25 protein-coding genes and 1 pseudogene are annotated in these 24,649 nt (G+C 69.8%); 17 read left to right on the forward strand and 9 right to left on the reverse strand.

All coding sequences use genetic code 11. The features are described from left to right. Positions 1 to 158 precede the first annotated feature (158 nt). The 4 genes from ACFYUS_RS11640 to ACFYUS_RS11655 form a co-directional block, all read right to left on the reverse strand. Positions 159 to 548 carry a hypothetical protein gene (locus ACFYUS_RS11640; RefSeq protein ID WP_388848784.1) on the reverse strand — a complete coding sequence of 130 codons (390 nt, stop codon included), beginning with the start codon at positions 546 to 548 and terminating at the stop codon, positions 159 to 161. 238 nt (positions 549 to 786) lie between these two features. Continuing rightward, positions 787 to 1,551: a WbqC family protein gene (locus ACFYUS_RS11645; RefSeq protein WP_388849183.1), complete on the reverse strand. Its 765-nt coding sequence runs from the start codon at positions 1,549 to 1,551 to the stop codon at positions 787 to 789. A 19-nt stretch (positions 1,552 to 1,570) separates the two neighbouring features. Further along, complete coding sequence (locus ACFYUS_RS11650; protein ID WP_388848787.1) at positions 1,571 to 2,236, reverse strand: YdcF family protein; 666 nt, start codon at positions 2,234 to 2,236, stop codon at positions 1,571 to 1,573. Positions 2,237 to 2,253: 17 nt separating this feature from the next. Continuing rightward, complete coding sequence (locus tag ACFYUS_RS11655; RefSeq protein ID WP_388848789.1) at positions 2,254 to 3,357, reverse strand: helix-turn-helix domain-containing protein; 1,104 nt, start codon at positions 3,355 to 3,357, stop codon at positions 2,254 to 2,256. A 158-nt stretch (positions 3,358 to 3,515) separates the two neighbouring features. Here ACFYUS_RS11655 and ACFYUS_RS11660 point away from each other — a divergent pair, with 158 nt between their 5' ends. The 5 genes from ACFYUS_RS11660 to ACFYUS_RS11680 are packed head-to-tail and all read left to right on the forward strand — an operon-like array spanning position 3,516 to position 6,671. Beyond that, positions 3,516 to 3,956, forward strand: a complete 441-nt coding sequence (locus ACFYUS_RS11660) for a hypothetical protein (protein WP_388848792.1) — start codon at positions 3,516 to 3,518, stop codon at positions 3,954 to 3,956. A 7-nt stretch (positions 3,957 to 3,963) separates the two neighbouring features. After that, entirely contained in the window at positions 3,964 to 4,401 is a 438-nt protein-coding gene (locus ACFYUS_RS11665) for an ATP-binding protein (protein ID WP_388848795.1), read from the forward strand. Next, positions 4,395 to 4,880 carry a hypothetical protein gene (locus tag ACFYUS_RS11670; protein WP_388848798.1) on the forward strand — a complete coding sequence of 162 codons (486 nt, stop codon included), beginning with the start codon at positions 4,395 to 4,397 and terminating at the stop codon, positions 4,878 to 4,880. The genes ACFYUS_RS11665 and ACFYUS_RS11670 overlap by 7 nt, the downstream gene beginning before the upstream one ends. Before the next feature lie 52 nt (positions 4,881 to 4,932). After that, on the forward strand, positions 4,933 to 6,054 hold the full coding sequence (locus tag ACFYUS_RS11675) for an NAD-binding protein (protein ID WP_388848801.1): 1,122 nt from the start codon (positions 4,933 to 4,935) through the stop codon (positions 6,052 to 6,054). A 5-nt stretch (positions 6,055 to 6,059) separates the two neighbouring features. Next, complete coding sequence (locus tag ACFYUS_RS11680; RefSeq protein ID WP_388848805.1) at positions 6,060 to 6,671, forward strand: NUDIX hydrolase; 612 nt, start codon at positions 6,060 to 6,062, stop codon at positions 6,669 to 6,671. Positions 6,672 to 6,848: 177 nt separating this feature from the next. On the opposite strand, the gene ACFYUS_RS11685 is transcribed toward ACFYUS_RS11680, so the two are convergent. Beyond that, the gene (locus ACFYUS_RS11685) at positions 6,849 to 7,376 is read right to left on the reverse strand and encodes a hypothetical protein (RefSeq protein ID WP_388848808.1); all 528 of its coding nucleotides are present in this window, start codon (positions 7,374 to 7,376) and stop codon (positions 6,849 to 6,851) included. 263 nt (positions 7,377 to 7,639) lie between these two features. Here ACFYUS_RS11685 and ACFYUS_RS11690 point away from each other — a divergent pair, with 263 nt between their 5' ends. The 3 genes from ACFYUS_RS11690 (at position 7,640) to ACFYUS_RS11700 (ending at position 9,948) form a co-directional block, all read left to right on the forward strand. Then, positions 7,640 to 8,530: an abortive infection family protein gene (locus tag ACFYUS_RS11690; RefSeq protein WP_388848811.1), complete on the forward strand. Its 891-nt coding sequence runs from the start codon at positions 7,640 to 7,642 to the stop codon at positions 8,528 to 8,530. A 202-nt stretch (positions 8,531 to 8,732) separates the two neighbouring features. Next, entirely contained in the window at positions 8,733 to 9,707 is a 975-nt protein-coding gene (locus ACFYUS_RS11695; protein ID WP_388848814.1) for a hypothetical protein, read from the forward strand. Between the two features lie 16 nt (positions 9,708 to 9,723). Then, positions 9,724 to 9,948: a hypothetical protein gene (locus tag ACFYUS_RS11700; protein ID WP_388848817.1), complete on the forward strand. Its 225-nt coding sequence runs from the start codon at positions 9,724 to 9,726 to the stop codon at positions 9,946 to 9,948. 406 nt (positions 9,949 to 10,354) lie between these two features. On the opposite strand, the gene ACFYUS_RS11705 is transcribed toward ACFYUS_RS11700, so the two are convergent. Both ACFYUS_RS11705 and ACFYUS_RS11710 read right to left on the reverse strand, forming a co-directional pair. Further along, positions 10,355 to 11,314 (reverse strand): hypothetical protein, encoded by a 960-nt coding sequence (locus ACFYUS_RS11705; RefSeq protein WP_388848820.1) that lies wholly within the window; start codon positions 11,312 to 11,314, stop codon positions 10,355 to 10,357. Beyond that, on the reverse strand, positions 11,311 to 11,832 hold the full coding sequence (locus tag ACFYUS_RS11710) for a DUF6932 family protein (RefSeq protein ID WP_388848823.1): 522 nt from the start codon (positions 11,830 to 11,832) through the stop codon (positions 11,311 to 11,313). Before ACFYUS_RS11710 ends, ACFYUS_RS11705 begins: the two co-directional genes overlap by 4 nt. Before the next feature lie 172 nt (positions 11,833 to 12,004). On the opposite strand from ACFYUS_RS11710, the pseudogene ACFYUS_RS11715 reads away from it, so the two are divergent. The 5 genes and pseudogenes from ACFYUS_RS11715 to ACFYUS_RS11735 form a co-directional block, all read left to right on the forward strand. Beyond that, positions 12,005 to 12,922 (forward strand): annotated as a pseudogene (locus tag ACFYUS_RS11715) (ComEC/Rec2 family competence protein); the annotation flags it as partial. A gap of 94 nt (positions 12,923 to 13,016) precedes the next feature. Further along, positions 13,017 to 13,637 carry a winged helix-turn-helix domain-containing protein gene (locus ACFYUS_RS11720; protein ID WP_388848826.1) on the forward strand — a complete coding sequence of 207 codons (621 nt, stop codon included), beginning with the start codon at positions 13,017 to 13,019 and terminating at the stop codon, positions 13,635 to 13,637. A gap of 5 nt (positions 13,638 to 13,642) precedes the next feature. After that, entirely contained in the window at positions 13,643 to 14,905 is a 1,263-nt protein-coding gene (locus ACFYUS_RS11725; protein WP_388848829.1) for an MFS transporter, read from the forward strand. A gap of 44 nt (positions 14,906 to 14,949) precedes the next feature. Next, positions 14,950 to 15,759: an arylamine N-acetyltransferase gene (locus tag ACFYUS_RS11730; protein WP_388848832.1), complete on the forward strand. Its 810-nt coding sequence runs from the start codon at positions 14,950 to 14,952 to the stop codon at positions 15,757 to 15,759. A 98-nt stretch (positions 15,760 to 15,857) separates the two neighbouring features. Further along, positions 15,858 to 16,742, forward strand: coding sequence for a YceI family protein (locus ACFYUS_RS11735; protein ID WP_388848835.1), 885 nt, complete (start codon positions 15,858 to 15,860; stop codon positions 16,740 to 16,742). 18 nt (positions 16,743 to 16,760) lie between these two features. Here ACFYUS_RS11735 and ACFYUS_RS11740 read toward each other — a convergent pair whose 3' ends face one another. Continuing rightward, a complete protein-coding gene (locus tag ACFYUS_RS11740) occupies positions 16,761 to 17,003 on the reverse strand; it encodes a hypothetical protein (protein WP_388848838.1) in 243 nt (80 codons plus the stop codon). Positions 17,004 to 17,065: 62 nt separating this feature from the next. On the opposite strand from ACFYUS_RS11740, the gene holA reads away from it, so the two are divergent. Further along, positions 17,066 to 18,055: a DNA polymerase III subunit delta gene (gene holA / locus ACFYUS_RS11745; protein WP_388848841.1), complete on the forward strand. Its 990-nt coding sequence runs from the start codon at positions 17,066 to 17,068 to the stop codon at positions 18,053 to 18,055. 898 nt (positions 18,056 to 18,953) lie between these two features. On the opposite strand, the gene rpsT is transcribed toward holA, so the two are convergent. Beyond that, complete coding sequence (gene rpsT / locus ACFYUS_RS11750) at positions 18,954 to 19,220, reverse strand: 30S ribosomal protein S20 (protein WP_030211082.1); 267 nt, start codon at positions 19,218 to 19,220, stop codon at positions 18,954 to 18,956. Positions 19,221 to 19,404: 184 nt separating this feature from the next. Here rpsT and lepA point away from each other — a divergent pair, with 184 nt between their 5' ends. From lepA to hemW, 3 genes are all read left to right on the forward strand, one after another. Next, positions 19,405 to 21,270, forward strand: a complete 1,866-nt coding sequence (gene lepA / locus ACFYUS_RS11755) for a translation elongation factor 4 (RefSeq protein WP_388848844.1) — start codon at positions 19,405 to 19,407, stop codon at positions 21,268 to 21,270. Between the two features lie 209 nt (positions 21,271 to 21,479). Continuing rightward, positions 21,480 to 23,357, forward strand: coding sequence for an AMP-dependent synthetase/ligase (locus ACFYUS_RS11760; protein ID WP_388848847.1), 1,878 nt, complete (start codon positions 21,480 to 21,482; stop codon positions 23,355 to 23,357). Positions 23,358 to 23,404: 47 nt separating this feature from the next. Continuing rightward, a complete protein-coding gene (gene hemW, locus ACFYUS_RS11765; RefSeq protein ID WP_388848850.1) occupies positions 23,405 to 24,637 on the forward strand; it encodes a radical SAM family heme chaperone HemW in 1,233 nt (410 codons plus the stop codon). The last annotated feature ends 12 nt before the right edge of the window (positions 24,638 to 24,649 follow it).

Genomic DNA, 24,649 nt, shown 5'->3' on the forward strand with positions numbered 1-24,649 from the left:
GTGCCGGGGTACCAGCCAACTGCACCACTTCGTGCGGGTGGCTGCGTACCAGAGTTGACGCTGGGACGGGCTGCGGTCCGCGACGGAGCCCCAGAGCACATGCCGCAGCCCACTGAACGGACCATCGGGCCCCACCCGCTTGGGTGGGGCCCGATAGCTCAGCCCATTTCGGCAGCCTCCGACTCCGGGTCGAACTGGTACGTGCCGGGGATCTGGAAGCGCCGCTTACCGTTCCCGATGGACTCGAACCGCAGCCCGTACGTAACGCCGCTGCTCAGCCGGCCGTCCTTGGCCCGTGCGTTCAGCCCGCACGCCTCGAAGAACTCGTGCTCGCTGAAGTTCGGGTCGTTGTAGGCCAGGACCTGGGCCACAACCCAAGCCGCGTTCATGGTGACCATCTCGGTCTGCTTCGGGTCCAACTGCGTGGACGTCGCCTGGCGCCCGTCCATCTCCCGGTTGTGCCCGGCCTTGTCCGCCCGATACGGGGCGTCCGACCAGTCGTGCTGCTTGATTTCCGCCGCGAACTGGGCGGCGATACGGCTCAGCATTACCCCACACTCCCTACGAGTTGCGGTGGACTCATGCCCCCCTACGGGGCGTCCACCGGGTCCGATCAGACTACCCCCTCCTGCGGACAGAAGCAGTACCCCGCTTCCCTGAGGGGTGGGATTGGTCCTGCCAGCATCCAACTCGGGGCAGCCGATATCGCGGCCTGGAGTACGGCACCCGGTGCACATTCGCGTGTACCTGGTGGTGTGCCTGATGTGAACGCCGACCACAGGAGGATTAGCCACCACAAGTGGACGGCTGCCCTCCTCCGTGAGCAAGCCACGTCAGGCTGCGGTTTCGAGCGAGTCCGGGCTGATGGTGAGGGGCCCGGAGTCGGGCGGCCAGGCCGCTGGGGCCGAGGTGGGCCAGGGCCCACAGGGCGGTGACGCGGCGGGCGGAGGCCCAGATCCCGTTGGCCGGAGGCAGGAACGGGGCGATGGCGATTCCGCGGGCGGTGAACGGGGCCGGGTCGAGATACGTCATCCCGCCGGTCCCGCACAGATATGTGCCGGCCCCGGCGGCGGCGGTGAGGTCGGCGAGCCGTTCGGATCGCTCGGGCCGGGCAGGCAGCCCGCTCGCGGTCAGGACGTGTCCGTTCCAGCCGAGGAGGTCCAGCAGGACGCGGGTGGAGGTCTCGGCGACGGCGGCGGTCCGGCCGGTGTCGAACGCGGCCCAGACCGGTTCCAGAGCCGTCTGGAGGGCGGGCCAGTGGGGGCTGGTCCGGTATTCCTGCCGGATCACCGCCTCGGTCCGGCGTCGGGCCGAGGCGGGATAGGCGATCAGAGCGTCCTTGATGATGGTCTGGCGGCCCTGGGGCAGGTGGGTGGGGATGGACAGCCACCGGGTCCGGTCCGGGTCCGTCAGGGCCGCGAGGCGGGTGCGGTGCTGGTAGTCGCGGCGGGTGAACTGGACGTCGTCGAGGACGATCCAGGTGTCCGCCGCGAACAGCTTGGCCAGGGTGGTCAGCCTCGGGAACAGGTTGGGCTGATGCACGGCACACAGCCCGCGCGGGCCGGGCCGGTCAGGAGATGAGGCGGCTGGTGAAGCCGTCGCGGATGAGGGACTCGTATGCGGCATGCACGTCCTCCGGGACATCCTGGGCGATGGCGAAGCCCTGCTTCGGATACTCGATCACCCGCTGGAGATCGCCGATGAGCATGTCCACCACGAGCTTCTCGTCGCCGATGGACTTGAAGTAGTCGTCCAGTTCCAGGGGCTCCGACGCGCACACGATCTCGACGTCGGGCCACAGCTTGCGGGCGGTGGCGAACGATCGCCTCTCCATATAGGGCTTGGAGACCAGCAGCACCGTCGCCGGGGCGATGCCGGACTTGGCCAGCAGGTCGCGGGTGAGGGTGATGTTCTGGCCGGTGTTCGCGGCGTTCGGCTCGACGAGGATCGCCTCGTCCGGAACGCCGAGTTCGAGAGCGTGCTCGCGGAAGTGGACGGCCTCGCCGCGGGGGAAGCGGGCCTTCGTGGTGGGGCTGTTGCCGCCGGTGAACACCAGCGTCGGGAACAGGCCGCGGTGATAGAGGTCGGCGGCGGCCGCGGCGACGCCGAGGTCGTGGCTGCCCAGGCCGATCGCCACGTCGGCGGGCCGCAGCTGGTGGCCCATGAGGTGGTAGTCCCAGATCAGCTTGGTCCGGCGCCACTGGTCCTCGGTGATGGTCTGCTGGTTGTCGCCCACGCTCGTTGTCTCCCTGGTCACCGGCTGGCGGGGCCGTCCGGCCCCGTGCTCATGGCCTTGATGTTCTCGATGCTGGCCAGCTGGTGGGACAGCCCGAAGCGGGCGGCCATGGTCGCGGCCTTGTCGAGGACGTGAAGGCCATCATCGCGGGTCGCGGGGTCGCTCAGCAGGATGTGTCCGTGGGCGGTGTCCAGGCGGACCTTCTGCATGGGGGCGTCGGTGGTGGCGGTGCCGCGGGCGACCGTGATGAAGTGCAGGGCGGAGGAAAGGTCGCCGGCGCCGCGGTGGGCCAGGGCGATTTTCTGGTGGGCGACCGACCAGTCCTCCGGTTCGGCGAGGTCCTCGAAGTCGCGGGTCGCGGACAGCATCACGCGGGTCGCATAGTCGTGCTGTCCGTCCTTGCTCAGCGCGGTCCCCACCCACAGCCGGGATCTGGCCCGGTCGCGGCGGGAGAGCCGGTCGTCGACCGCGAGGTGTTCGTACTGGCGGGCGGCGATGTCCAGCTTCCCGGACATCTCGGCGACCACGGCGAGGGACAGGTCGAGCTGGGCGATCCGGCGGGGGATGTCGAGCTGGGTGAACAACGACTTGGCGGTCACATACGAACGCTGGGCGGACAGCGGTCCGACCACGCTGCCCTGGTCACGCTGAAGGTCGCCGAGGAGGGCGGTCGAACGGGCGAAGAGATACAGGCCCCGGTCATCGAGCCTGAGCGGGGTGAAGCGGCTGGTCCACCGGCTGATGAGGCTCTCGGCGAAGGTGAAGTCCTGCCGGGACAAGGCGACCACGGCCCGGTCGAGGTCGTCGGTCCACGACTCGTACTCCCAGGCCAGCGGACCGGCCGGTGTCACCCGCCGGCTGGACGCTTCCGCCCCGGGGCGTCCGGCCTCGGAGAGAAACGTCTCGAACCGCAGATGGGTGGCCGCGTCCGCGCGGGCCAGGGCCGTGTCGAGGATCGCCTGGGTGTCCGGACGGGGCTCGGTTAACGCCTGGAGCTTCTCCCACTTGGAGACGGTCCCCACGCCGACACCGAGGTGCTCGGCGAACGCGCGGACGCTCAGCCGCAGCGCCTTCCGCAGGGCCTTGGCCTCCAGTCCGGTCCAGTGGTGCACGGTCGCCACACGTCGCTCCCTTCCCGCCGTCATCGAAGCACGTCGGACCAGGGCGGGGGGACGCAAGTGCAACGGAAGTGCAACAGGCGGTCATTCCCCGGTGGTTGGGTCCGGGCCAGGCTGACCGGTGACACCAGTTACCGGACTTCCTTGGATGGTTGCGAACGATGGAGCCCCTCACCGAGCATCGCGGCGTCAGCGGCCCGGTCGTCTATGGCTTCCTGAGGCTGGTGCGGGTCTCCCGGGCCCGTCAGGACGCTCTGCACGACGCTCTGGCCGAGTACTGCCGCCGGCACGAGCTCGACCTGCACGGGGTCTTCACCGAGCGGTCGGCGGGCACCGAGCGGTCGGCCGCGTTCACCGGTCTGCTGGACGTCCTGGACCTGCACGGCACCTACGGCGTTGTCCTGCCCGCCTTCTCGCACCTGGGGCCGAAGGCGATAGCCACCCCCCGTCAAGCCCGGATCACCGCCTCCGGCGCCCGGCTGCTGCTGGTCCGCGGCCCCCACACCCCCCGGCCAGCCGCCCCCGGACCCGCTGGGACCCCGTCTGAACGGGGCCGCCGCCGCAGTTCCGGCCCCGCCCCCGCTCTGGACCACGACACGTGAGGCCCCCATGCCTGAAGCGACTCAGAGGTTCTTCGAACACCGGCCCGAATCGGTCAAAGCGGCACGTGACTTCACCACCCGGACGCTGAGGGACTGGGGCCTGGACGACACCGGCGACATCCGCCTGGTCGTCTCGGAACTCGCCACCAACGCGCTCGCCCACGGCAGCGACCGCGACCACGGCTTCCTCGTCCGCCTGGAGGCCCAGACCGACGGCGTCCGCCTGGAAGTCCACGACAGCCGCGACCCCCACCGGCCCCTTCCCGAACCCGCCGAACCGGACCCGGCGGCCGAGACCGGCCGGGGACTGGTGATCGCCGCCGCCTTCGCCGCCCGCTGGGGCGTCACTCCCCGCCAGCCGCGCGGGAAGATCGTCTGGTCCCACTTCCCCACCGTCTTGCCGGCCGCTCCCGTCCAGGTCGGCCAGGAGGTCCGGACGTGCTGACCCGCACCGCCCCTACCACCGGCCCGGACACAGGGCTGTTGGCCTCGCTGGGCGCCTGGACCTGGCCCGGCACCACCTCGGACGGACAGCAGGTCGCTCATCTCCTGCTGGCCCACCGGCTCGGCCGCACCAGCCACGACACCCCCGACGTGATCGAGGCCCGAATGCGGCACCTCGCCGAGACCCTGGGCGGTCTCGCCCGGGCCGAGGACCCGGCCCCCGAGACCCTCGGAACCCTGGTGACCGTCGGCTCGCACATCCTGCTGCGATTCCCCGGCGCCCGCTGGGGCCTGAAACTGCCCAGCCACCCGCAGTGGACCCGCCTGGTCCACGACAGCGGCAGGACCGCCCTGATCCTCGGCTTGGACCCGCTCGCCCAGTGGGCCGACGCACCCCGCGTCGACGCCTACCTCGACGCCGCCCTCGCCCGCGGCCGGCTGCTGTTCGGCTTCGCCTGCCGCACCTCCCGCACGACCTGAACCACCCAGCCCCCATGCACCGCCCGACTCACCTTCTGGAGAGGGAACTGCCATGGAAATCTTCGAGCGCGCCAGGCTGGACGCCTACTTCACCAAGATCGCCACGACCTTCGCCCCCGACGAGAAGGCCGCGGGCTTCCTGATCACGCACCTGCTGCCCGAGCGGCCCTCTTTCGTCCGCGCGATCGCGGCGATGACCGACCTGAAGGCGGTGTTGCCCAAGCCGAAGTCCATCAGCCCCGCCGCCCGGCGCGAGGTCGAGCACACCACGGTCGTCGACACGCTCACCCGCGAGCTGTTCACCGACCCCGACGCCGCCCTGGACTACCTCGAGTCCCGGGCCGCCGGGGAGACGACCTGCCTGCTGGACGTCGGCGGCTACTTCGCCCCCACCCTCGAGACGGTCCACAGCCGTTTCACCGGCCGGCTCGCCGGGGTGATCGAGGACACCGAGAACGGCCACCGCCGCTACGAGGACCTCGACAAGCTGCCCTGCCCCGTCATCTCGGTCGCGCGGTCCCCGCTGAAGGACCCGGAGGACTTCCTCGTCGGCCAGTCGGTTGTGTTCTCCACCGAGGCCGTCATGCGCGGACGCGGTGACATCCTCCACGGCCGGCCCGCCCTGGTGATCGGCTTCGGCAAGCTCGGCTCCTCCATCGCCCGCCTGCTGCACGCCAAGGGCGTCCAGGTCACGGTCTTCGACATCGACCCCGTCCGCCGCACCCAGGCCCTCTCCCAGGGCTTCAACGTCGCCCGCGACCGCGAGGCCGCCCTGACCGGCGCCGGCCTCGTCCTCTGCGCGACCGGAGCGGTCTCCCTGCGGAGCGAGGACTTCGCCCACCTCCGCAACGGCACCTACATCGCCACCGTCACCTCCGGCGAGGACGAACTCGACCTCGCCGGACTCCCCGACGTCTACACCCGCACCCAGGTCGGCGACCACGTCACCCGCTACCAGACCACCGGCCACTACTTCTATCTGGCGAACGGCGGCAACGCCGTCAACTTCATCCACGGCGCCAGCGTTGGGCCGTTCATCTTCCTGGTCCAGGCCGAGATCCTCGCCGCGATCAGGATGCTCACCCGCGAAGACCTCGCCCCCGGCATCCACGAGGTCCCCGCGGCCGACCGCGCCGCCATCGCGGCGACCTGGCTCAACTACTTCAACAGGTGATCACCATGACCATCACGGCAGACCACATCCGCACCACCCTGACCGACTACCTCGACCAGCACCCCGAGGCCAAGACCGAGCTCGGCGTCGTCCTCGGCCTCCTGGACGACGGCGACGACCTCACCAGCCGCAAGACCCTCCCCGGGCACGTCACCGCCGGCGCGATCCTCATCGGTCCTGACGGCCGCATCCTGCACATTCTTCATAACGCCACCCAGAAGTGGCTGCTGCCGGGCGGCCACCTCGAAGCCTCCGACGGCACCCTTCTCCAGGCCGCCGGCCGCGAGCTCACCGAGGAGACCGGCATCCCGCCGCATGTCGTCACCCCGCACAGCCAGACCCCTCTCCACATCGACGTCCACCCCATCGGCGCCAACCCCGCCAAGGACGAGCCCGCCCACCAGCACTTCGACTTCCGCTTCCTCTTCCGCACCACCGCCGACGTCGGCGAACTCCAGACCGAAGAGGTCTCCGACGCCGCCTGGCGCGACATCGACGAGGTCACCGACCCGACCCTGCGGCACCTCATCGCGGCAGCCCTCCTCGACGCAGACAGCGACGCTGCGATGAACGGCCAGCTCCCCCTCGGCGGCCCCTGGTCTCTCGCAGGCGAGTGAGGGACTGACGGGACCGACGATCGGGGATCGGTGGCCGAGAGGTCTTCCGGTCATCCACTGACTGGCGCCGATCAGCGAACGGCCGACACCACGAGATTTATGGTGTCGGCCGACGGCGTGTGCTCTCGGATCACCAGGAAAACTGGGGAGTCGACTTCGGCGAGGGGCTTCAGATGCTTACTGATCAGCCGGTCGGTGGTCGTGGATCCACTCCACGGCGGCTTCCTCCTCGGCCGGCAGCAGTGCGTCGACCGCAGGGCCGAGCCAGCGGAACCACTCACGCTGGTCCGGAGTGAGCGGTCCTTCTGGCCTACGCCAGTCGCTCACGAACGCAAGGAGACGGGCTGCGAGGACGTCGGGGTCGAAGCCACCTTCAGGCTCCGCCTCCCACGGTCCGACGCCTGTCACCGTGAACGGCAACCCTCCGCTGAACGGCTCGGCAATGACAACGCCGCCCGAAGCCTGCCGGGCCTGCGTTCGCAAGATGTACTTCCAGCTGGTTTCCGGACGACTGGAGGACCCATCGCCCGCCTGAACGCTACCCCAGGACGGGCTCGGCTCGGCCGTCAATCTCAGCAGCACAGTCCCGCTGGGCTCCGCACCCTCCGCTGACTCAGCCGGAACCGGAATCTCATACACGTACTCGCGAAGAGCTCCCTTGGCACGGTGGTCATCCCTGATCGTGCGGTCGAGCCAATCACTCATGGAGCCCCCAACTTGGCGTCACTTCGGTGGTGTTGTGATGCTTTGCCAGGGTGCCACACACCGCTGACACACGTGGTTGCCACCGAGATACCGGCGATTCCCATGGAAGGCTCGCGAATCCGGGCCGAGTGGACACTGAGTGGTTTCGGCAAGCCCCTCCCGGAAAATCACGGAACACCCCCGGCTCAGCTTGCTGTCGATCGCCTCCACTGCTTCGCCAGCATCGGCATCCGCGACCGGGCTCGCCAGGCACACTGTCGAACATGTCGACGCCCACAAACCTGTCCACCTCGGTCATTACTAAGCTCCGCCGTTTCCTCAACCAGGGCCGGGAACGGCTGGAGGCGATCGACGCCCTCATGCGGCGCCTGGGAGCGGACAGCCTCAGCACCGCCGACCTGATGGCCGGCGACAGCCTGAAGGCCGTCTTCGACGAGGGCCAGCACCATGCCGTCGAGAAGGCCCAGAAGTGGGTCGCCGACCTCGACGAGTACGCCAGGGGCTACCTCCCCGAAGCAATGCGCCACCGCGTCATCCGCCACCCCAACGGCAAGGGAGCCGAGGAACTGCCGACGCTCATCGACAACGCCAGGATCGCGATCCGCAGTCGCCTGGAAACCGTGAAGCAGCTGATCGGCGAGGCCGCCCCCACTCCAGCCGGGGCGGAGCGCGACGCGGCAGGCGGCTGGCCCCATCTCCGCGAGCTCGGACTCATCGAGGACGCTGTCCTCGACGGCTACCTCAGCACCATGCGCACCCGCCGGACCGTCGCCCAGCGCCGGGCAGCGATCGGTGCCGCGAAGGAACTCGTCGAAGCGGCGATGAAGGGCGCGATCCACTACGCCGACCCAACGGCCACCGGCTTCGAAAAGGACGAGATGCCGCAGCTCTGGAAGCGGCTGCGGACACTCATTCAGGAGGACCCCGCCGCAGACCTTGCACTCGGCGGGAAGGACATCGGCATCGCCAAGACCCTCAATGCCATGAGCACCGTCATCACCGGCATCGCCGAAACCCGAAACAAGGTCGGCACCGGCCATGGCAACCCTGCCGCCCCAAAGAAGCTCCAGGAGAGCCACGTCCTGCTGGTCATCGACTCCGCCCACACCATGACCCGGTTCATCACGAGCCGACTGAGCGAACTCTTCGCGTGATCACCCACGGGTCGATCCGACCGACAGGAGAGGCCCGGGTTCTCCCAGTCATCAGGGGGCTTCGGCGAGCACCATCGCGCCTTGGCCCGCCAGCTGGGCCATGATTGACCCAAAAGAGCGAGTTTACCCCCACTCGCACCGTCTTCTGTCGCCCAGCATTTGGATCGCGATCTTGAGTTCATCCGTTTAAGCAGGTGAAGCCATGCGCCTGGAGTCCGCCCGGGACCTGAAGCAGGAGATCCTCGCAAGCGAGCATCACGACAAGCTGCTGCACCACCGTCGCGAACGGTGGATGGCGAACGTGACCCACGGGCTCGCGAGCGCAAGCTCTGAGCCTCGAACCAGCGGAATCGCCGTCGGCATCTGCAGGAACGGAGAGAAGGGCTATGCGATCGCCCTACGGCTGCAGACCACGGCCTCAGAAGCACAGATGGAGGTCGAAAGGATCAGCGCCGCCGCATGTCACGAGGTGGATGTCAGCTTCTTGGGGCGGGTTCAGGCACAGCACAGCCCTCTGACGAGCGGATCCTCCGTCGCTCATCGCCGCGTGGGGGCCGGCACGCTCGGCGCGTTTGTCGTTGTCGAAGACAATCCCCTTCTGCACTTCCTCTCCAACAACCACGTCCTAGCGGACTGCAACCAAGCCAGCATCGACGACGAGATACTGCACCCGAGCCCGATTGATGGGGGGCAGATCGGCACGGACCGCGTTGGGGCCCTGGCCGCTTTCGTCGAGCTCCTTCCGGCCGACCAGCTGAACACCGTGGACGCCGCACTCTGCCGCGTCGATGAGGACATTCCCTCTGATCCACGCATAGGCGGCGTCCTTCCGGGCGGCCCGATCGATCCGGAACCTGATGAGCCCGTCGAGAAGACGGGGCGAACAACCGGGCGAACAACCGGCCGCATCACCGTGATCGAAAGCGACAATCTGGAGATCGACTACGGCCCCCTGGGCCGCCTCGTCTTCCACGGCCAGATCCAGGTGGGAACCGAAGACGGAACACGGTTCAGCGACGAAGGAGATAGCGGCTCACTCGTCTCCACCATCGGGTCCAGGGAGGCCATTGGCCTGCTGTTCGCAGGCGCCCGTAGTCCAGGGAGCAAAGGGTATGAGACAGTCGTCAACCCACTCACGATGGTCCTTGACCGTCTTGGCGCGAGACTCGTCGCCTGAGCCGGAGGGAGGAAGCATGGCTGACCTCAAGGTTGTCCAGGCCGCGAAGCGAACGCTCGCCCACAGGCTGGCCGCCGACCCACGAGTCAACGGGGTCGGAATCGGCGGCAACAGGACTCGCTACGTCATCCGAGTCAACCTCGTTGATGGCGACGATCGCCCTGACCTGCCGTCCGAAGTCGATGGAGTTCCTGTTGAGGCTGTGGTTGTCGGGCGGATAGAAGCGCAACCCGCACACTGAGTGAGGCTTCGCTTACAGATGTCACGTCTGGCCAGATTGCCGAGGTGATGGACGGCCCAGAGGCGGTTACTACCTGGCGGTCGCCTCGAATCCTCCTTCCAGGCTGCAGGGGTTCGCCACGGAGACCCCACCTTGGCTTCACGGGTTGCCAGCAACTAGTCACACAATGCACTCATAAGGCAGACCTCATGCCGACGGTCGACGCTCTTCGGGCAACGAGACCTGCGCAAGACCCTGCACAGCAAGCTGATGGGCATGCAGAAAGATGCTCTCGGCCGGGACCACTGGGACCTTCGAGGACATCGCCGGCCGCACCAGTCCGGGCCTTGCAAGCTTCGAGCCGCCCGGATGGCCAGTTGTCCCGAACCCATGAAGCGTTCGGGACAACTACCTGCGGGCACCCGATCTATGTGTCCTCGTCCAGTTCGCCCTCAGGCGGGAGCTGGGACAGCTGGCCAGCCACTTCGACGAGCCGATACCGACGCTGGCTGCGCTTGCCTGCAGCTGATCGCAGCACGAAGCGCTCAAGCGCTACGTCCACCTGCTCGTCGAGATGCTGTTTCACCACGTTGACCAGGGACTCGTCCACAAACCCATGGATCTCGGCCCCGGCCGGGGTCTCGAGATAGAAGATTTGCCTGCGCGTTCGAAGGCCGTCGAGACGTCCTCGCATCCGAATGATCTCGCGCTCTTCCCTGATGATGTTCAGGCGATCACGGAGCGAAGCTGCCTGACCTGCCGAAAGACCGGAGGCGAGCCGTTCACCCGTTCCTCGCTGCACAGACAGACCGATTTCGAGGTTCGGGTTCGGCAAGTCGGAGATCAGGTCAGCTACTGCACGACGCAAAACGGGCGAAGCGCTGAACAGCGAGTCCATGGAGGCTTCGTCTTCGGGGCCTTCTGGCAGAGCGCGAACCAGCTCTACCGCGCCAATCTCGGCCCACGAGACGCCGCCAGGGGGGAGCTCGTCCCGCCCGTCTTCATCAACGGGCACATGGGGCCTCAGGTCAACGATGACAGAGCCCGCTCCCGAGGAGGCAACGTCCAGCCGGGCAAGTTCGAAGTCCAGCGGCAGCAGCTTGACGACATCTGCCATGCGAGCGCGCCTCGCCTTGGCCAGTCGTGCCACAGCCTTCTGAACGCGCTGAAGGAAGTCGCCGACCTCGTTGGCCGCAATGAGACCACCATGCCCCGTGTCCGCGAGCCGAAAGTTGAGGCCTGGGCTGGCAGCCACGTCATGCAGCCCAAGGCCACTGAACTTTGCCGCTGAGGTCTGCAGGCTGGCCCGGGCGAGCCGAGAAAGGGGGTCACTGCCCTCGGCCGTCTGGAGGGCGCGAGCGTACTTGTCGCGAAGATCGTTGCTCACCAGCTCACCTCCAGATATCCCTTGACCGCCCCAGGGATCAGCTGCCCATCGGGGCCCTTCACCTTGGACCAGGTCTCATGCCAATACTCCTCCTGCGCGGCAACGCCAGCCATCACGGCGAAGCTGTCGATCAGGCCACCCATGGGCTGGACACGGTCGGCCCACCCCTGCGGCATGCCCCACTGCACTTCCTGGAGCGTGAAAAGCGGAACCAGCCGCTCATGATCCTTATCCGTCAGCGGCAGGGCTGGGTCGATCAGAACGGCAAGGTCTATGTCTTCAGGAGGAGCCGACTTATGGGAACAGAACCCACCATCCACCCAAAACGTGCCTCGCTCAAGAACATCGCCGATTACTTCGGCATACAACTCAAAGGCACGGAAGATCCGACGCCGACGATCGACGTTAGGGGCTTGCTCAACAAAAAAATCTTTGATCTCCGCCATGGTTGCGGGGTGACGACCAGGCGGCAAAAGGCCACTCTGGGTGAGCGCTGGAATCACAGTCCCCCCTTGCATCGACTCTCGCCGACTGCCCCTCGCTTCGAGCCGCCACACTATCGGCAGCCCGGCCGCTGGAACATAGGATCCGTCCTTCGCGCGGAGGACACTCGAAAGAAGGACTCCCGGACCGCCTGGCACGTGAGCCAAGCGGGCTCGGCGCCGACACGCAGAACTTGACAGGGAACAGGTGGGGCAGGGGGACGCGACGGTGCTCGCGGCGGGCGGGGACTCCGCCGTGGTGGTGGACGCCGGCCCGGACCCCGTGCCGGTGGACCGCTGTCTGCGGGAACTCGGGGTGCGGCGGGTGCCGTTGCTGGTACTCACCCACTTCCACGCGGACCATGTGGCCGGGCTTCCGGGGGTGCTGCGGGGGAGGTCGGTGGGGGCGATCCAGACCACCGGGCTCGCAGCGCCTCCCGGCCAGGCGGCGTTCGTGCGGCGGACGGCGGCCGCTGCCGGGGTGCCGCTGATCCGCGCGGTGCCGGGGGAGCGGCGGAGGATCGGGGCGCTGGAGTGGAGGGTGCTCTGGCCGTGGGGAGGGGGTGGGGAGTCGGTGCCCTCCGGACTGCCCCGGATCTCAAGGGAGTCCATGGTGGCCGGGCAGCCCGTGGTGACCCGGCAGTCCATGGTGGCCGGGCAGCCCGTGGTGACCCGGGAGGCCGTGGTGGCCGGGCAGCCCGTGGTGGCCCGGGAGTCGGCGGTGGTCAGGGAGTCTGTGGCGGCCGAAGTCGGGGGCGGGGCCAATGACGCCAGTGTCACGTTGCTCGTCCGTACCGCTGGAGGGGTGAGCCTGCTGCTTCTCGGGGACCTCGAACCGCCGGCCCAGCGGGCGTTGTCGAGGCTCCATCCGGGGCTTGGGCCGGTGGACGTGCTCAAGGTGGCCCATCACGGTTCCGCGTACCAGGACCCGGGGCTGATGAGGGCGGTGCGGCCGAGGCTCGCGCTGGTGTCGACGGGGCGGGACAACCCGTACGGGCATCCCTCGGCCCGGACGCTGGAGGCGCTGAGGGCGGGTGGCGCGCGGGTGCTGCGGACCGATCGGGACGGGGCCATCGCGGTGGTGGGGACGGGGCGCGGGCTCGTGGCCGTGCCGGGGGGAGGGTGAGGCCGTGCCCCGGGCGCCGGTGGGGGAGCGCTCGTGAGGGAGCGCTTGTAAAGAGATCCTTGTAAAGGAGTCTTTCTAAAGATACCTTTTCATCATGTCGGAGATCCGTGACCCGCAGTCCGGGGGCGAGCAGCCCCGCAGCATCCGACTCACCGACCCGCGCGCCCTGCGGGCCTATGCCCATCCGCTGCGGATGTCGTTGGTGGGGCTGCTGCGGAGCAGTGGGCCCTTCACCGCCACCCGGGCCGCCGAGCTGACCGGTGAATCCGTGGCCAGCTGCTCCTACCACCTGCGGATACTCGCCAAGTACGGGCTGGTGGAGGAGGCGCCCGGCGGGCGGGGGAGGGAGAAGCCCTGGCGGGCCACGGCCCGGTACACGGAGTGGCCGGAGTACAGCGAGGACGCGATGGTCGCCGACGCGGCCGACGCGCTGAGCGTCGCCGTCGCCGAGCGCTACTTCGAGCGGGTCACCCGGGCCATCGAGAACCGGCACCGGTTGCCGAAGGAGTGGCGGGAGGCCGAGGAGTTCGGCGACTCCCTGCTCCACCTCACCCCCGGAGAACTGGCCGACCTCAGTGAGCGGATCGGCGAACTGCTCCGGCCCTACGAGGCGCGCTCGTCCGACCCGTCCCTCAGGCCCGAGGGCGCCCGGCCCGTCAGCATCCTGCGGATCGCCTACCTGGACCAGGACATCCCCGACGACGAAGAGGAGTGATCGAGATGGCCCTCGTGGAACGCGTACCGGCACTACTGCGCGAGCGGACCTTCCGCCGCTACTGGACCGGGCAGACCGTGTCCCTCGTCGGGGACCAGATCTCGCTCATCGCGATCCCGCTCGCGGCCGTCTTGATCCTCGGCGCCGACGCCACGGCGATGGGCCTGCTCAAGACCGCCGAACTCCTGCCCGCCCTCCTGCTCAACCTGCCGCTCGGTGCCTGGGCCGACCGGCGGACCAGCCGCAGACGCGCCATGATCGCGGCCGACCTCGGGCGGGCGGCGCTGGTGCTGACCCTCCCCGTCGCCTACGCGCTGGACGCGCTGACGCTCGGCCAGCTGTACGCGGTGGCCTTCGGGATCGGCGCGCTCACCGTGCTCTTCGAGGTCTGCAACGTCACGCTGTTCGTCGCGCTCGTCCCCACCGAGCGCTACGTCCAGGCGAACGCGCTGGTCAACGGCAGCCGTTCGATGGCCTGGCTCGCGGGGCCCGGTGCCGGGGGCCTGCTCGTGCAGGTCTTCACCGCGCCCTTCGCGCTGGTCGCGGACGCCCTCACCTATCTGGCGTCGGCCGGGTACCTGGCCCGGATCGAACCGGTCGAACCCGCACCGGCGCCCGTGGCCAAGGGGCACTTCACCGAGGGGCTGCGCTGGGTGCTGCGGGAGCGTTCGATGCGGGCGCTCTTCGCGGCCTCCGGCACGGTCCAGTTCTTCAACTTCATGTTCTCCACCCTCTTCGTGCTCTACGCGACCACCGAACTCGGCATCGGCGCGGGACTGCTCGGCCTCGTGCTCGCGGCCGGAGCCGTGGGCGGCCTCCTCGGGGCGGTGTGGGCCGGAGCGGTCGTCCGCCGGATCGGCCTCGGCGCCGCGCTCGTCGCGGGCTTCCTCGGATTCACCGTCCCCCTGCTCCTGGTCCCCCTGGCCGACGGGCCGCTCCCGCTGGTGGCGGGCGTGCTGTTCGTCGCGGAGTTCCTCTCCTGCGTCGGCGTGATGCTCGCCGACATCGCCGGGGGCTCGCTCCAGATGGCGCTGATACCCGACGCCGTGCGGGCCAGGGTCATGGGCGCCTACCGGACCCTCAACCACGGCTTCCGCCCGCTCGGCGCACTCGCCGGTGGCCTGCTCGGCACCGCGATCGGGCTGCGCCCCACGCTGTGGATCGCCACCGCCGGGGCCGCCCTCGCCGTGCTCTGGCTGCTGCCCTCGCCGCTGTCGAGGATGCGGGAACTGCCCGCGAGGGAAGGGGAATCGGTGCCCGTCGGGTGAAGGGCCGATTGAGAAGTGGATCATCGAGCGGGCAGACTGCCGGCATGACCACAGACGAACCTGCCGCCGTCGACGCCTATCTGCGCCGCATCGGCGCGGAGCGGCCGGCGCGCGCGGACGCCGCCGCGCTGCGCGAGCTGCATCTGCTCCACCTGCGGACCGTGCCCTTCGAGAACCTCTCCCTTCATCTCGGCGAGCCCGTCGTCCTGGACGAGAAGGCGCTCCTCGACAAGGTGGTGGGCGCCCGCAGGGGCGGGTTCTGCTACGAGGTCAACACGGCGTTCGCCGTCTTGCTGCGGGGGCTCGGGTACGAGGTCGCGCTGCTCCAGGCGCGGGTGATCGGGCCGGACGGGAAGCCGGGTATCCCGTACGACCACATGGCGCTGCTCGTGGAGACGGCGGAGGGGGAGCGGTGGCTGGCCGACGTCGGGTTCGGCGACCACAGCCACTACCCGCTGGCCTTCGAGGCGCGCGACGACCAGGAGGACCCGGGCGGGACCTTCCGGATCGTGGAGACCGAGGACGGCGACCTGGACGTGCTGCGGGACGGGACGCCCAAGTACCGGCTGGAGCGGCGGCCGCGGGAGCTCGCCGACTTCACGGCCGGCGCCTGGTACCACCAGACCTCGCCGGACTCGCACTTCCCCCGGGCGCTCATCTGCTCCCTGCTCACCGAGGACGGCCGGATCACGCTCAGCGCACCGAAGCTGATCATTCGTGCCGGGGGCGAGCGCGAGGAGCGGATCCTCGACGGCGAGGAAGAGGTGAGGAGCGCGTACCGGGAGCTGTTCGGCATCGAATTCGACGTCCTGCCGGCCGTGCGAAGCGGAATCCCCAATTCGGACTCTCGGTAACACTTGCCTCTACTCACCCCGTTTGCCTCGAACGCCTCAATGGTGATCGAATGCAACTTCGTTGCATGATGAATGATTCGCACGGGGGTGCGTGAAGAATGTTCGATCGTCTCTTCGGGAAGCGCGCGGCGGGAGCCGCTCGCGGCGGTCCACTCGCCGGCCTCGCCGTCCCCTCCTCGGCGGGCCTGCTCAGCTGCCGGGTGCTCGACCCCGTGCACGAACCGGTCCGGCAGGCCGAGTTCGTCGTCAGCGACGCGGCCGGCCGCAAGGTCCTGGGAGGCGAGACCGACCCGTACGGCACGGTCCTCGCGACCGTCCCGGCGGGGGAGTACCGGGTCGCCGTCACCTCCGAGGGCTACACCCCGTACCACGGCAGTGCCGTCGTCGCCGAGGGCGAGCACCACGGCCTCGGCGACGTCATGCTCCAGGTCGCGCCCCAGTCGCAGCTCCCGGAGCCGGGCGACTGGGAGATCGACCCCCTGCACTCGCAGATCGGCTTCACGGCGCGCCACATCGGCCTCGCCCGGATCCACGGACGGTTCAACAGCTTCGCGGGGGCGGTGCGGATCGCCGAGCGCATGGAGCACTCCGCGATGCACGTCGTCATCGACGCGGCCTCCATCGACACCGGGGTGCAGATGCGCGACGACCACCTGCGCTCCGGCGACTTCCTCGACGTCGGCGCCTACCCGACGCTGGAGTTCTTCAGCGAGCGCTTCGTCCACCGGGGCGGCAGCCGCTGGGGCGTCACCGGAGCGCTCACCCTGCACGGGGTGAGCCGCACGGTGACCCTGGACACCCAGTACCTGGGCCTCGGCAACGGACTGGAGGGCGAGACCCGGGGCGCCTGCCGGGCCACGACCGAGCTGCACCGCGAGGACTTCACCCTCACCTGGCAGACGCTGCTCGCGCGGGGCATCGCGGCCGTCGGGTCCAGCATCAGCATCGACCTCGACGTCCAGATCGTGCCCAAGAAGGGCTGACGCGTACGACCGGCGGTCCTACGGGGCCTCCAGCCAGCCCTCGTACTCGGCGGCCAGCGCGTCCAGTGCCGTCGGGTCGAGGCGGGCGTCCGGGTCCTCGACGACCACCAGCCACTGCGCGTCCTCGGCGTCGTCCTCCCCGGCCAGGGCGTCCCGCACGAGCTGCGGTTCCTCGGCCAGGCCGAAGCGGTCGGGGAGCTCTTCGGCGACCTCCTCGGCGGCGTCGCGGTCGGGGAGCACCAGTACGTGTCGTTCACTCACCCCGCCATTGTCGTCCCCGTCCCGGGCGTCGGTGTCAGTGGCCCGTGGGATGCTGGACCGCGATGGCCACCAGAAAGACTTCCCCCGACGACCTCCTCGGTCCCGTGACGCTCGCCGTGGGGCAGGAGGACCTGCTCCTCGACCGCGCCGTCCAGGAGGTGGTGGCGGCCGCCCGGGCCGCCGACGCCGACACGGACGTGCGCGACCTCACCTCCGACCAGCTCCAGCCCGGGGCGCTGGCCGAGCTCACCAGCCCCTCGCTCTTCGCCGAGCGCAAGGTGCTGATCGTGCGGAACGCGCAGGACCTCTCCGCCGACACGATCAAGGACGTCAAGGCGTACCTGGACGACCCGATCGAGGACATCTCGCTCGTCCTCCTCCACGCCGGCGGCGCCAAGGGCAAGGGGCTGCTCGACGCGGCGCGCAAGGCGGGGGCTCGGGAGGTCGCCTGCCCGAAGACGACGAAGCCGGCGGAACGGCTGACGTTCGTGCGGCAGGAGTTCCGGGCGCTGGGGCGGTCGGCCACGCCCGAGGCCTGCCAGGCTCTCGTGGACTCGATCGGCAGCGATCTGCGGGAGCTCGCGTCCGCGGTCTCGCAGCTCACCTCCGACGTGGACGGGACGATCGACGAGGCGGTCGTCGGGCGGTACTACACGGGCCGCGCCGAAGCCTCCTCCTTCAACGTCGCGGACCGTGCCGTCGAGGGGCGCGCCGCCGAGGCCCTGGAGGCCCTGCGCTGGTCGCTCTCGACCGGGGTCGCGCCCGTGCTCATCACCAGCGCGCTGGCCCAGGGCGTACGGGCGATCGGCAAGCTCTCCTCGGCGCGGGGCGGTCGGCCCGCCGACCTGGCGCGGGAGCTGGGCATGCCGCCCTGGAAGATCGACCGCGTACGGCAGCAGATGCGGGGCTGGACCCCGGACGGGGTGTCAGTGGCCCTGCGGGCGATCGCGGAGGCGGACGCGGGGGTGAAGGGCGGGGGCGACGACCCGGAGTACGCCCTGGAGAAGGCGGTGGTCGCGGTGGCGCGGGCGGCGAGGATGCGGCGGTCCTAGCGGTTGGCCGTGCGGCGCGGGGCGGTTCGGGGCCCTGCCGCGTCGTGTCGTGCGGGTGGTTCGTGGCTGGTGTTCGAGCGGATCCCCCACCCCGCCCGTCCCCGAAACCCTGCCGGGGGCTGGTGGGGGTCGAGGCCGAGTTCCTTCCAGGGGCTCCGCCCCCGGACCCCCGTCCGTAGCTGGGCGGCAGTTTCGTGCCGCCCGCCCGCGGGCCCCGGATCCGGGCCTGTGCCACGGATGCCTGGGCTCCGCCCCCGGACCCCCGTCCGCTGCGGGGCGGCAGCTTCGCGCCGCCCGCCCCGCAGGCCGCCCCGGATCCGGCCCCTGCGCCACGGACCCCGGGCTCCGCCCTCGGGCCCCTGCGTCGTGCCCCCTGAACCCCGGGCTCCGCGCCCCAGGCCTCTGCTGTTCGCGACGCCCGCCCCGGACCCCGAGCCTCTGGCCCCGAGCCCTTGGCCCCGAGCCCCTGGCCCCGGACCCCCGGAGCCCCGAGCCCAGGCCATGTCCACCCCAGAGCCTGGCCCCGACAGCCCCCGCTTCTCACGGCGCCGGCCCTCCGGACTCACGGCCCCGGCCCGTCTCTCCCGTCCCCCGACAGTCCCGCTGTCCACGCCGCCGGCCTCTTGCCCCTGTCCCCCGACAGTCCCGCTGTCCGCGCCGCCGGCCCCTTGCCCCCGCCCCCCCCGCCTGTCCGAGCCGACTGTCCCCGCCCGTCTTCGGGTGCTCGGGTACGGCGAAGGCCCCGCCCCCTCCTGGGGAAGGAGGGGGCGGGGCCTTCGGCGTTACAGCTGGTGGGCTCGCGCCCGCGTGGCGAACGCGTCCGTGCGCGAGTCCGGGGGGCCGGGTGGGAGCGGGGTAGAGGGCCCGCGGGGTCCCGTGCGGCCGGTCACATCAGAGCTCAGCCCTGGAGGGAGGCAACCTTGGTGGCCAGCGCCGACTTCTTGTTGGCGGCGGCGTTCTTGTGGATGACACCCTTCGAGACAGCCTTGTCGAGCTGACGCGAGGCGGCGCGAGCGGCAACGGTGGCCTTCTCGAGGTCGCCGGCGGCGACAGCCTCACGGGCCTTGCGGATCGCGGTCTTGAGCGAGGACTTGACGGCCTTGTTGCGCAGGCGCGCCTTCTCGTTCGTCTTGTTCCGCTTGATCTGGGACTTGATGTTCGCCACGAAAGAGCCTTTACAGGTTCGATGTTCCTTCTGGACGCGCCTCGCAGCTGAGAGGGCATGCGAGACACAGCTGTCCACACTATCAGCCACCCTCAGGGCCGCCCAAACCGGGCGCCGGGCGCCGGGCATGGGACCATGGTGTCTACGTGTCCGTAATGAACATCGCCCGAGACGAGATCCCTGCGTGCCCGCGACTCCTACCAACGTGCCCGAGCCGAGCCGTACCGACCCGGCTCTGATCCGCAACTTCTGCATCATCGCGCACATCGACCACGGCAAGTCCACGCTCGCCGACCGGATGCTCCAGCTGACCGGTGTGGTCGACCAGCGGCAGATGCGTGCCCAGTACCTCGACCGGATGGACATCGAGCGGGAGCGCGGCATCACGATCAAGTCCCAGGCGGTCCGGCTGCCGTGGGCGCCGACCGAGGGGCCGGCTCAGGGCAGTACGCACATCCTGAACATGATCGACACTCCCGGGCACGTCGACTTCACCTACGAGGTCTCGCGCTCGCTGGCCGCCTGTGAGGGCACGATCCTGCTCGTCGACGCCGCGCAGGGCATCGAGGCGCAGACGCTCGCGAACCTGTACCTCGCGATGGAGAACGACCTCACGATCGTTCCCGTGCTCAACAAGATCGACCTGCCGGCCGCCCAGCCCGAGAAGTTCGCCGACGAGCTCGCGAACCTCATCGGCTGCCAGCCGGAGGACGTCCTCAAGGTCTCCGCGAAGACCGGCATGGGCGTCGAGGCGCTGCTCGACCGCGTCGTCCAGGACATCCCGGCCCCGGTCGGCGTCGCCGACGCCCCCGCCCGCGCGATGATCTTCGACTCCGTGTACGACTCGTACCGGGGCGTCGTCACGTACGTCCGTGTCGTCGACGGGCAGCTCAACAAGCGCGAGCGCATCCGGATGATGTCGACCGGAGCCACGCACGAGCTCCTGGAGATCGGTGTCTCCTCGCCCGAGATGACCTCCTCCGACGGCCTCGGCGTCGGCGAGGTCGGCTACCTGATCACCGGTGTGAAGGACGTCCGCCAGTCCAAGGTCGGTGACACGATCACCTCCCTGAACCAGGGCGCCACCGAGCCGCTCGGCGGCTACAAGGACCCGAAGCCGATGGTCTTCTCGGGCCTCTACCCGCTGGACGGCTCCGAGTACCCGGACCTCCGCGAGGCCCTCGACAAGCTGCAGCTCAACGACGCCGCGCTGGTCTACGAGCCGGAGACCTCCGCCGCGCTCGGCTTCGGCTTCCGCGTCGGCTTCCTCGGTCTCCTCCACCTCGACGTGATCCGTGAGCGCCTGGAGCGCGAGTTCGGGCTCGACCTGATCGCCACCGCGCCGAACGTGGTCTACCGCGTGGTGATGGAGGACGGCAGCGAGCACACGGTCACGAACCCGAGCGAGTTCCCCGAGGGCAAGATCAGCGACGTGTTCGAGCCCGTCGTGCGCGCCACGATCCTCGCCCCGAGCGAGTTCATCGGCGCGATCATGGAGCTCTGCCAGACCCGTCGCGGCACGCTGATCGGCATGGACTACCTCTCCGAGGACCGGGTCGAGATCCGCTACACCCTGCCCCTCGCCGAGATCGTCTTCGACTTCTTCGACCAGCTGAAGTCCAAGACCCGCGGTTACGCCTCCCTCGACTACGAGCCCACCGGCGAGCAGGCCTCCAGCCTGGTCAAGGTCGACATCCTGCTGCACGGCGACAAGGTCGACGCCTTCTCGGCCGTCACCCACAAGGACGCCGCGTACGCCTACGGCGTCCGGCTCGTCGCCAAGCTCCGCGAGCTCATCCCGCGGCAGGCCTTCGAAGTGCCGATCCAGGCCGCCATCGGCTCCCGGGTCATCGCCCGCGAGACCATCCGCGCCATCCGGAAGGACGTCCTCGCCAAGTGCTACGGCGGTGACATCTCCCGTAAGCGGAAGCTGCTCGAGAAGCAGAAGGAAGGCAAGAAGCGCATGAAGATGGTCGGCTCGGTGGAGGTGCCCCAGGAGGCCTTCATCGCCGTCCTGTCGAGCGACGAGTCCTCCGGCAAGAAGAAGTAGCCCGGACGGCGAGCAGTAGCTGTCCTGTGCAACGAACGGGTCCACGCGCCATGTGCGCGTGGGCCCGTTCGTTATGGAAGCGACGTGAAGCGACGTCCTGTAGGGCCTTACGCGCCGGTCCTCGGCCCTTTACTCTGAACCCGGCTCGAAGGTTACTCGCCAGTTAGTTACGAACCACCAGCAGGCACCGCCGCCGCCCGGAGGACGTCGTGAGCGACACACAGACCCAGATCGAGAACCGGCCGCCCTCCGTGGCGACCCTCTTCCTTGAGCGCGTCGAGCGGACCCCGGACGCGGAGGCCTACCGCTACCCGGTGCCCGCCGCCTCCGGCACCGGCCCGGACGACTGGAAGACGCTCAACTGGGGACAGGCCGCCGAGCGGGTCTACGCGATCGCCGCCGGCCTCGTCGACCTCGGCGTCGAGCCCGAGGAGCGCGTCGCCCTCGCCTCCTCCACCCGGGTCGAGTGGATCCTCGCCGACCTCGGCGTGATGTGCGCGGGCGCCGCGACCACCACGGTCTACCCGCAGACCAACGCCGAGGAGTCGGCGTTCATCCTCTCCGACTCCGAGTCCAAGGTCCTCATCGCCGAGAACGCCGCCCAGCTGGCCAAGGCCGTCGAGCGCCGCGCCGATCTGCCCCGGCTCCGGCACGTGGTCGTCGTCGACACCGCCGGAGTGGAGAGCGACGGCGAGTTCGTCCTCTCCCTCGCGGACCTGGAAGCGCGCGGCAAGGCCTATCTGGAGAAGCACCCCGAGGCCGTCAAGGAGCGGGTCGCCGCGATCACCTCCACGCAGCTCGCCACCCTCATCTACACCTCCGGCACCACCGGCCGCCCCAAGGGCGTCCGCCTCCCGCACGACAACTGGTCGTACATGGCCAAGGCCATCGCCGCCACCGGCCTCGTCACCCAGGCCGACGTCCAGTACCTCTGGCTGCCCCTCGCCCACGTCTTCGGCAAGGTCCTCACCTCCGGCCAGATCGAGGTCGGCCACGTCACCGCCGTCGACGGCCGCGTCGACAAGATCATCGAGAACCTGCCGGTCGTCCGGCCCACCTACATGGCGGCCGTCCCCCGCATCTTCGAGAAGGTCTACAACGGCGTCGCCGCCAAGGCCCGGGCCGGCGGCGGAGCCAAGTACAAGATCTTCCAGTGGGCCGCCGACGTCGCCCGCGAGTACGCCAAGGCCACCCAGGACAACTTCCGCCGCACCGGCACCGCCTCCGCGCCCTTCGGCCTCTCGGCCAAGCACAAGGTCGCCGACGCCCTCGTCTACGCCAAGATCCGCGAGGCCTTCGGCGGCAACCTCCGCGCCTGCATCTCCGGCTCCGCCGCCCTCGCCCCCGAGATCGGCTACTTCTTCGCCGGCGCGGGCATCCACATCCTGGAGGGGTACGGCCTCACGGAGTCCTCCGCCGCCTCCTTCGTCAACCCGGGCGAGGCCTACCGCACCGGCACCGTCGGCAAGCCGCTTCCCGGCACCGAGGTCCGGATCGCCGACGACGGCGAGATCCTGCTGCGCGGCCCCGGCATCATGGAGGGCTACCACGGCCTGCCGGAGAAGACCGCCGAGGTCCTGGAGTCCGACGGCTGGTTCCACACCGGCGACATCGGCGAGCTGTCCGCCGACGGCTACCTCCGGATCACCGACCGCAAGAAGGACCTGATCAAGACGTCCGGCGGCAAGTACATCGCCCCGGCCGAGGTCGAGGGCCAGTTCAAGGCCGTCTGCCCGTTCGTCTCGAACATCCTCGTCCACGGCGCCGACCGGAACTTCTGCACCGCCCTCATCGCCCTCGACGAGCCCTCCCTCCTCGGCTGGGCCGCCGAGCACGGCCTCGGCGGCAAGCCGTACGCCGAGGTCGTCGCCGCCCCCGAGACCGTCAAGCTGATCCAGGGCTACGTCGACCGCCTCAACGAGGGCCTCCAGCGCTGGCAGACGATCAAGAAGTTCCGCCTGCTGCCCCGCGACCTCGACATCGAGCACGGCGAGCTCACCCCGTCCCTGAAGCTGAAGCGCCCGGTCGTCGAGCGCGAGTACAAGGACCTCATCGAGGAGATGTACGCGGGCTCGCGCGAGGCCTGAGCAGCGGTGTAGGACCTTCACCCGGGCAGTACGGGACAATGGGGCTCATGCCTTCCGTACTGCCCGATGGTGAGCCCGTGCCCGACGACGGGGCGCTGCCCCCGAGCGCCCTCGAAGGGGCCGGGGAGCGGCCGCTCGGGTTCTATCTGCACGTGCCGTACTGCGCGACGCGCTGCGGCTACTGCGACTTCAACACGTACACCGCGAGCGAGCTGCGCGGTACGGGTGGGGTGCTCGCCTCCCGTGACAACTACGCCGAGCAGGTCGTCGAGGAGATCCGGCTCGCCCGGAAGGTCCTCGGGGACGACCCGCGGCCCGTGCGGACCGTCTTCGTCGGCGGCGGCACGCCGACGCTGCTCGCCGCCGGGGACCTCGTACGGATGCTGGGGGCGATCCGGGACGAGTTCGGGCTCGCGGACGACGCCGAGGTGACGACGGAGGCCAATCCGGAGTCGGTGAACCCGGCGTATCTGAGCGAGCTGAGGGAGGGCGGCTTCAACCGGATCTCCTTCGGGATGCAGAGCGCCCGGCAGCACGTGCTGAAGATCCTCGACCGGACCCATACGCCCGGGCGGCCCGAGGCGTGCGTCGGCGAGGCGCGGGCCGCCGGGTTCGAGCACGTCAACCTCGATCTCATCTACGGCACGCCCGGGGAGTCCGACGACGACTGGCGGGCCTCGCTGGAGGCGGCGATCGGGGCCGGGCCGGACCACGTGAGCGCCTATGCGCTGATCGTCGAGGAGGGGACGCAGCTCGCCCGGCGCATCCGGCGCGGTGAGGTGCCCATGACGGATGACGACGTGCACGCCGACCGCTACCTGATCGCCGACGCGGCCTTCGAGGACGCGGGCTTCTCCTGGTACGAGGTGTCCAACTGGGCCACCTCCGAGGCCGGCCGCTGCCTCCACAACGAGCTGTACTGGCGCGGCGCCGACTGGTGGGGTGCGGGACCCGGCGCCCACTCGCACGTGGGCGGCGTCCGCTGGTGGAACGTGAAGCACCCCGGCGCGTACGCCGCCGCGCTCGCGGGCGGCCGGTCGCCGGGGGCCGGCCGGGAGATCCTCGCGGAGGAGGACCGGCGGGTGGAGCGGATCCTCCTTGAGCTGCGGCTCCGGGAGGGATGCCCACTGGACCTCCTCAAGCCGGCGGGCCTCGCCGCCGCCGAGCGCGCCCTCGCCGACGGGCTCCTCGCGCCCGAGCCGTACGCGGCCGGGCGGGCGGTCCTCACGCTGCGGGGGCGACTGCTCGCCGACGCGGTGGTGCGGGACCTGGTGGACTGAGCGGGGGCGCCG

This window comes from Streptomyces sp. NPDC004284, assembly GCF_042874035.1.
In the GTDB taxonomy this organism is placed as follows: Bacteria; Actinomycetota; Actinomycetes; order Streptomycetales; family Streptomycetaceae; genus Streptomyces.

Excerpts from the sequence above, each read along its gene's own strand:
- ACFYUS_RS11675 (WP_388848801.1), top strand. The coding sequence starts at position 4,933 with ATGGAAATCTTCGAGCGCGCCAGGCTGGACGCCTACTTCACCAAGATC.
- ACFYUS_RS11660 (WP_388848792.1), top strand. The coding sequence starts at position 3,516 with ATGGAGCCCCTCACCGAGCATCGCGGCGTCAGCGGCCCGGTCGTCTAT.
- ACFYUS_RS11690 (WP_388848811.1), top strand. The coding sequence starts at position 7,640 with ATGTCGACGCCCACAAACCTGTCCACCTCGGTCATTACTAAGCTCCGC.
- ACFYUS_RS11665 (WP_388848795.1), top strand. The coding sequence starts at position 3,964 with ATGCCTGAAGCGACTCAGAGGTTCTTCGAACACCGGCCCGAATCGGTC.
- ACFYUS_RS11725 (WP_388848829.1), top strand. The coding sequence starts at position 13,643 with ATGGCCCTCGTGGAACGCGTACCGGCACTACTGCGCGAGCGGACCTTC.
- ACFYUS_RS11695 (WP_388848814.1), top strand. The coding sequence starts at position 8,733 with ATGCGCCTGGAGTCCGCCCGGGACCTGAAGCAGGAGATCCTCGCAAGC.
- holA (WP_388848841.1), top strand. The coding sequence starts at position 17,066 with ATGGCCACCAGAAAGACTTCCCCCGACGACCTCCTCGGTCCCGTGACG.
- ACFYUS_RS11685 (WP_388848808.1), bottom strand. The coding sequence starts at position 7,376 with ATGAGTGATTGGCTCGACCGCACGATCAGGGATGACCACCGTGCCAAG.
- ACFYUS_RS11735 (WP_388848835.1), top strand. The coding sequence starts at position 15,858 with ATGTTCGATCGTCTCTTCGGGAAGCGCGCGGCGGGAGCCGCTCGCGGC.
- ACFYUS_RS11720 (WP_388848826.1), top strand. The coding sequence starts at position 13,017 with ATGTCGGAGATCCGTGACCCGCAGTCCGGGGGCGAGCAGCCCCGCAGC.
- ACFYUS_RS11730 (WP_388848832.1), top strand. The coding sequence starts at position 14,950 with ATGACCACAGACGAACCTGCCGCCGTCGACGCCTATCTGCGCCGCATC.
- ACFYUS_RS11680 (WP_388848805.1), top strand. The coding sequence starts at position 6,060 with ATGACCATCACGGCAGACCACATCCGCACCACCCTGACCGACTACCTC.
- ACFYUS_RS11710 (WP_388848823.1), bottom strand. The coding sequence starts at position 11,832 with ATGCAAGGGGGGACTGTGATTCCAGCGCTCACCCAGAGTGGCCTTTTG.
- ACFYUS_RS11640 (WP_388848784.1), bottom strand. The coding sequence starts at position 548 with ATGCTGAGCCGTATCGCCGCCCAGTTCGCGGCGGAAATCAAGCAGCAC.
- hemW (WP_388848850.1), top strand. The coding sequence starts at position 23,405 with ATGCCTTCCGTACTGCCCGATGGTGAGCCCGTGCCCGACGACGGGGCG.
- ACFYUS_RS11700 (WP_388848817.1), top strand. The coding sequence starts at position 9,724 with ATGGCTGACCTCAAGGTTGTCCAGGCCGCGAAGCGAACGCTCGCCCAC.